General features: G+C 61.8%; 6 protein-coding genes. 2 read left to right on the top strand and 4 right to left on the bottom strand.

Features of this window, described 5'->3' with window-relative positions:
• Positions 1 to 71 precede the first annotated feature (71 nt).
• Together ptsP and NUV89_RS26480 are read right to left on the bottom strand one after the other, a co-directional pair.
• Positions 72 to 2351, bottom strand: a complete 2280-nt coding sequence (gene ptsP, locus NUV89_RS26485; RefSeq protein WP_257783641.1) for a phosphoenolpyruvate--protein phosphotransferase — start codon at positions 2349 to 2351, stop codon at positions 72 to 74.
• A 22-nt stretch (positions 2352 to 2373) separates the two neighbouring features.
• Positions 2374 to 2853: an RNA pyrophosphohydrolase gene (locus tag NUV89_RS26480; protein WP_003176750.1), complete on the bottom strand. Its 480-nt coding sequence runs from the start codon at positions 2851 to 2853 to the stop codon at positions 2374 to 2376.
• Positions 2854 to 2996: 143 nt separating this feature from the next.
• Between NUV89_RS26480 and NUV89_RS26475 the strand changes: the two genes are divergently transcribed.
• Positions 2997 to 3653 (top strand): HAD family phosphatase, encoded by a 657-nt coding sequence (locus NUV89_RS26475; protein WP_257783640.1) that lies wholly within the window; start codon positions 2997 to 2999, stop codon positions 3651 to 3653.
• 114 nt (positions 3654 to 3767) lie between these two features.
• Here the strand turns inward: NUV89_RS26475 and NUV89_RS26470 are convergent, their stop codons facing one another.
• Together NUV89_RS26470 and ilvA are read right to left on the bottom strand one after the other, a co-directional pair.
• Complete coding sequence (locus NUV89_RS26470; RefSeq protein WP_257783639.1) at positions 3768 to 4181, bottom strand: DUF2269 domain-containing protein; 414 nt, start codon at positions 4179 to 4181, stop codon at positions 3768 to 3770.
• Positions 4182 to 4222: 41 nt separating this feature from the next.
• Complete coding sequence (gene ilvA / locus NUV89_RS26465; protein WP_257783642.1) at positions 4223 to 5767, bottom strand: threonine ammonia-lyase, biosynthetic; 1545 nt, start codon at positions 5765 to 5767, stop codon at positions 4223 to 4225.
• 108 nt (positions 5768 to 5875) lie between these two features.
• Here ilvA and rpiA point away from each other — a divergent pair, with 108 nt between their 5' ends.
• Positions 5876 to 6547: a ribose-5-phosphate isomerase RpiA gene (gene rpiA, locus NUV89_RS26460; protein WP_017736692.1), complete on the top strand. Its 672-nt coding sequence runs from the start codon at positions 5876 to 5878 to the stop codon at positions 6545 to 6547.
• Positions 6548 to 6637: the final 90 nt, after the last annotated feature.

Genomic DNA, 6637 nt, shown 5'->3' with positions numbered 1-6637 from the left:
AGCCAACACATGCGCAAGCTGACCCACCGCATTCGCGAGCAAGCCCGCTCCCACATTTTGATTTTCGTCGGCTATAAGGTCTTCGCCGAAGCCGGGTTTATCATCCGCGTCAGCCCCAGGTTCTTCAGCGCCAACTGCAACGAGCTGTGGATAACTTGCGGGTTGTCGATGGTCATCAACTCCGCCAGCAAATCCTTGGCCATGCCCAGATCCACCTGGCGCAGCATCCACTTCACCTTCGGCAGGTTGGTGGCGTTCATCGACAAGCTGTCAAAGCCCATCGCCATCAACAGCACCGCCGCCGCCGGATCGCCGGCCATTTCACCGCAGATGCTCACCGGCTTGCCTTCGGCATGGGCGTCGCGCACCACGTGTTGCAGGGCTTGCAGCACCGCCGGGTGCAGGTAGTCGTAGAGGTCGGCCACCCGTGGGTTGTTACGGTCCACGGCCAGCAGGTATTGGGTCAGGTCGTTGGAGCCCACCGAGAGGAAGTCCACCTGGCGCGCCAGCTCCTTGGCCTGGTACACCGCCGCGGGAATTTCGATCATCACGCCAATCGGCGGCATCGGTACGTCGGCACCTTCGTCGCGCACTTCGCCCCAGGCCCGGTGGATCAGGTGCAGCGCCTCTTCCAGCTCATGGGTGCCGGAGATCATCGGCAGCAGGATGCGCAGGTTGTTCAGGCCTTCGCTGGCCTTGAGCATGGCACGGGTTTGGACGAGGAAAATTTCAGGATGGTCGAGGGTCACGCGGATACCGCGCCAGCCGAGGAAGGGGTTGTCTTCCTTGATCGGGAAATACGACAGTGACTTGTCGCCGCCGATGTCGAGGCTGCGCATGGTCACCGGTAACGGGTGGAAGGCCTGCAGTTGCTCGCGATAAATCGCCAGCTGCTCCTTCTCGCTCGGGAAACGCTGGTTAATCATGAACGGCACTTCGGTGCGGTACAGCCCTACCCCTTCGGCGCCACGCTGTTGCGCGCGGGCCACATCGGCCAGCAGGCCGGTGTTGACCAGCAGCGGCACGCGATGGCCGTCGGTGGTCACGCACGGCAGTTCGCGCAATGAATCCAGGCCCAGTGCCAGCTGTTTCTCTTCTTCCACCACTTCGGCGTATTGCTTGCGCAGCACGTCGCTGGGGTTGGTAAAGACTTCGCCGCGATGGCCATCGACGATCATGTCGATGCCATCGACCTTGGCGTACGGCAGGTCCACCAGGCCCATTACCGTCGGGATACCCATGGCCCGGGCCAGGATCGCGACGTGGGAGTTGCCCGAACCCAATACCGAGACCAGGCCCACCAGCTTGCCTTCCGGCACTTCGCCCAGCTGGGTGGCCGTCAGTTCTTCACTGACCAAAATGGTGTTGTCGGGGAAGACCATGTTGGTGGTGCGGTCTTCCTGCAGGTAGGCCAGCAGGCGGCGACCGAGGTCGCGCACATCCGAGGCGCGCTCGCGCAGGTAGTCGTCGTCCATCATTTCGAAGCGGTTGACGTGATCGGTGACCACCTGGCGCAACGCGCCCTGGGCCCACTGGCCGGTCTTGATTACGGTCTTGACTTCGTTACCCAGGGACGCGTCGTCGAGCATCATCTGGTACACGTCGAACAGCGCGCGCTCTTCGGGGCGCAGCTGGGTGGCCAGCTTGTTCGACAGGTTGCGCATGTCGGCGCGCACGCCTTCGAGGGCGGTCTTGAACAGTTTGATTTCGGCGTCGATGTCTTTGACGGTCTTGTCCGGCACCACATCCAAGTCCGCCGGCGGCAACATGACCACCGCCGTACCGACCGCAGCGCCCGGCGAACCGGGTACGCCGACGAACTTGGCTTCCTGGATGCCCTTGCCCTCGCGCCCCAGGCCGCGAATCGAGCCGGTGGCCTCGGCGTGGGCGATAACCCCGGCGAGCTGCGCGCTCATGGTCACGAGGAAGGCTTCTTCACCTTCATCGAACTGGCGGCGTTCTTTCTGCTGGATGACCAACACGCCGACAACGCGGCGGTGGTGAATGATCGGCGCACCGAGGAACGAGGCGTAACGCTCTTCGCCGGTTTCGGCAAAGTAGCGGTAACGCGGGTGATCGGCCGCGTGTTCAAGGTTCAGGGGTTCTTCACGCGTCCCCACCAGGCCCACCAGACCTTCATTGGGCGCCATGCTGACCTTGCCGATGGAGCGCTTGTTCAAGCCCTCGGTGGCCATCAGCACAAAACGGTTGGTCTCGGGGTCCAGCAGGTAAACCGAGCAGACCTGGCTGCCCATGGCTTCCTTGACGCGCAACACAATAATCCCCAACGCCGCCTTGAGATCCTTGGCGGAGTTAACTTCCTGGACGATCTTGCGCAGCGTATTGAGCATGGCTCGGGGTCGAACTCCGTCGTCAGTCGCGCGCTAAAAGGCGCGGGGCAAGCTCTTTGAGAGCGCGACGATAAACCTCGCGCTTGAATGTCACCACCTGGCCCAACGGGTACCAATAGCTGACCCAGCGCCAGCCATCGAACTCCGGTTTACCGGTCAAATCCATCCGCACCCGCTGCTCGTTGGAGATCAGGCGCAGGAGAAACCATTTCTGCTTCTGGCCGATACACAGCGGTTGGCTGTGGGTACGCACCAGGCGTTGCGGTAAACGATAACGCAACCAGCCACGGGTGCAGGCCAGAATCTGTACATCTTCGCGCTCAAGGCCGACTTCTTCGTTCAACTCACGGTACAAGGCGTCTTCAGGGGTTTCGTCGGGGTTGATTCCACCTTGAGGAAACTGCCAGGCATCTTGGTTGATTCGGCGAGCCCATAGCACCTGTCCGGCATCATTCGTAAGAATAATCCCGACATTAGGACGGAAACCATCGGGGTCGATCACGGCAACAACCTCGCAAACGCATGTCGCCGCATTGTTCCACAAAGGTTGTTGCAGCGGCAACGAGGCTTCTTACCTTATGTGCACTCTTGTGAAAAGACCGTATTCTGGACGCCTTTTTACAGACTTTTCAGCGAGTAACTGCAATGCGCCTGGCTTTATTCGACTTGGACAACACCCTTCTCGGCGGTGACAGCGATCACGCGTGGGGCGATTACCTCTGTGAACGTGGGATTCTCGACCCGATCGCCTACAAGGCCCGCAACGACGAGTTCTACCAGGATTACCTGGCCGGCAAGCTGGACAACGCCGCTTACCTGAACTTCAGCCTGGAAATCCTCGGCCGCACCGAGATGGCCCAACTCGACGAATGGCACCGCGACTTCATGCGCGACTGCATCGAGCCGCTGATGCTGCCCCGCGCCGTAGAACTGCTGGCCAAGCACCGCGCCGCCGGCGACACGCTGGTCATCATCACCGCCACCAACCGTTTCGTCACCGCGCCGATTGCCGCACGCCTGGGCGTGGAAACCCTGATCGCCACCGAATGCGAGATGGACAACGGCCGCTACACCGGGCGCAGCACCGACGTGCCGTGCTTCCGCGAGGGCAAGGTCACGCGCTTGAATCGTTGGTTGGCGGAGACTGGCTTTAGCCTGGAAGACAGTTATTTCTATAGCGATTCGATGAATGACCTGCCGCTGTTGGAGCAGGTGACGCATGCGGTGGCGGTGGATCCGGACCCGAATTTGCGGGCTGAGGCTGAGATGCGTGGGTGGCCGGTGATTACATTGCGCAGCTGATGGCCTCTTCGCGAGCAAGCCCGCTCCCACATTTTGACCGCATTCTCATGTTGGAACTCGGTCGAGTGTGGGAGCGGGCTTGCTCGCGAATGCAGACGACTCGGTCTTGAGCCCTTAAACCGGCTTGGCGCCCATGAGCCCGGCAATCGCCACAAACCCCACCAGGCTGACCACCGCCAGCACCAACGTGAAATTCAAGCTCCCGCCCTCGCCCTTACGCAGGCGATTGAGCCGCGCCACCAGCCAGAACCACGCCAACGCCGCCACGGCGTAAAGAATGCTGGAACCCAAAATCCACGTCTGCCCCAGCGGCCAGCCAATCAAATGCGCCAGCCACCAGCCGGTAAACGGCATGCTGACCACGCAAATCCCCATCAACAACCACACAAACACCCACGGGCGCTGCACGGTGACCGCCGGGCCGGCGCTGCGCTTGCGCCAGGCCAGCAGCGCCAGGCCCAGGCCGCTGAGCAACAGCAACACGGTCGCCGCGATGTGGATAACTTTCAGGGTAATCAGGGTTTCCATCTCTCGTCTTCCTTAAAGGCCGCCCCAATCAGCGTAGTCGCTCAACCGAGGAACAGTTTGTAGGCCGGGTTATCGCTTTCATCCCAGTACGGGTAGCCGATGGCTTCCAGGGCAGCCGGTACCAGGTGACGCTCGTTCGCCGGCACTTGTAGGCCAGCGACCACACGGCCGTCAGCTGCGCCGTGGTTGCGATAGTGGAACATCGAGATGTTCCAGCGCCCGCCTAATTTGTTAAGAAAGTTGAACAACGCCCCCGGACGCTCCGGGAATTCGAAGCGGAACACCACCTCATTGCTGACGTGCGCCGCATGGCCGCCGACCATATGGCGGATGTGCAGCTTGGCCAACTCGTTCTCGGTCAGGTCCAGCACCGGGAAACCCTGCTCGGTCAGGCTGGCGATCAGCGCGCTGCGCGGGTCGGTGTCGGGGTGGGTCTGCACGCCGACAAAGATGTGCGCCTCGCTGCCGGAGTGGAAGCGGTAGTTGAATTCGGTGATCTGGCGCTTGCCCACAGCCTCGCAGAACGCCTTGAAGCTGCCCGGCTTCTCGGGAATGGTCACGGCGATGATCGCTTCGCGGCCTTCACCCAGCTCGGCGCGCTCGGCCACATGGCGCAGGCGGTCGAAGTTGACGTTGGCACCAGAGTCGATGGCCACCAGGGTCTGCCCGCTCACGCCACGGGTTTCCACGTATTTCTTGATCCCCGCCACGCCCAGCGCGCCCGCAGGCTCGGTGATGGAGCGGGTGTCGTCGTAGATGTCCTTGATCGCCGCACAGATTTCATCGGTGCTCACGGTGATCACTTCGTCGACATAGTCTTTGCAGATATCAAACGTGTGCTGGCCGATCTGCGCCACCGCCACGCCGTCGGCAAAGATCCCCACCGTCGGCAACACCACGCGCTCACCCGCCGCCAGGGCGGCTTGCAGGCAGTTGGAGTCGTCCGGCTCAACGCCAATGATCTTGATCTCCGGACGCAGGTATTTCACATACGCCGCAATCCCGGCGATCAGCCCGCCGCCGCCCACCGGGACGAAAATCGCGTCCAGAGGCCCCGGATGCTGGCGCAGGATTTCCATCGCCACGGTGCCCTGCCCGGCAATGGTGTGCGGATCATCGTAGGGGTGAATGTAGACGTAGCCTTTTTCGTCGACCAGCTTCAGCGAGTAGGCCAGGGCTTCCGGGAAGGAATCACCGTGCAGTACCACTTTGCCGCCACGGGAGCGCACGCCTTCGACCTTGATCTCCGGGGTGGTCTTGGGCATCACGATGGTGGCTTTCACCCCCAGCACCTTGGCCGCCAGGGCCAGGCCTTGGGCATGGTTGCCCGCCGAGGCCGTGACCACGCCGCGCGCGCGCTCTTCAGCAGTGAGCTGGGTCAGCTTGTTATAGGCGCCGCGAATCTTGAACGAGAACACCGGCTGCAAGTCTTCACGCTTGAGCCAGACCGTGTTGCCCAGCCGCTCGGAGAGCTGGCGCGCGGTCTGCAAGGGGGTTTCTACGGCAACGTCGTAAACGCGCGAGGTGAGGATCTTTTTGACGTACTGTTCAAGCATCGGCGGGCTTCTACTTTCACGGTTTGGCAGGGCCAAGGAGTCTAACCCGGCTTTTGGCCGGGCGACCACACGAATCCCGAGGTTTTGTTGGGTTATACTCGCGCCCCTCGATAACTCCCCGCCCGTTCCGGAGCCCGCATGACCCAGGATCAACTCAAACAGGCAGTGGCCCAGGCCGCCGTCGATTTAATCCTTCCCAAACTCGACGACAAAAGCATCGTCGGCGTCGGCACCGGCTCCACCGCCAACTGCTTCATCGACGCACTGGCCCAGCACAAGGGCGCATTTGACGGCGCCGTGGCCAGCTCCGAAGCCACCGCCGCGCGCCTCAAGGGCCATGGCATTCCGGTGTATGAGCTCAACACCGTGAGCGACCTGGAGTTCTACGTCGACGGCGCCGATGAAAGCGACGCGCACCTGAACCTGATCAAAGGCGGCGGCGCAGCCCTGACCCGCGAGAAGATCGTCGCGGCCGTGGCCAAGACCTTTATCTGCATCGCCGACGCCAGCAAGTTGGTGCCGGTGCTCGGCGCCTTCCCGCTGCCGGTGGAAGTGATCCCGATGGCCCGCAGCCACGTGGCCCGCGAGCTGGTAAAACTGGGCGGCGACCCGGTGTACCGCGAAGGTGTGTTGACCGATAACGGCAACATCATCCTCGACGTGTTCAACATGCAGATCACCAACCCGGTGGAGCTGGAAACCCAGATCAATGCCATCGTCGGCGTGGTCACTAACGGGTTGTTCGCTGCGCGTCCGGCTGACGTGTTGCTGTTGGGCACTGCTGAAGGTGTGAAAACCCTCAAAGCCTAAAGCTCAGCGCTAATTTCCTGTAGAAACAAGGCTTGTGTGGGAGCGGGCTTGCTCGCGAATGCGGTGTATCAGTCGCCAGATCAGTTGACT

Origin of the sequence: Pseudomonas sp. 18.1.10 (assembly GCF_024655625.1) — a bacterium.
Classification (GTDB): Bacteria; Pseudomonadota; Gammaproteobacteria; order Pseudomonadales; family Pseudomonadaceae; genus Aquipseudomonas.
Note: the sequence above shows the minus strand (reverse complement) of the source record. Positions and strands in the feature narration are given on the sequence as shown.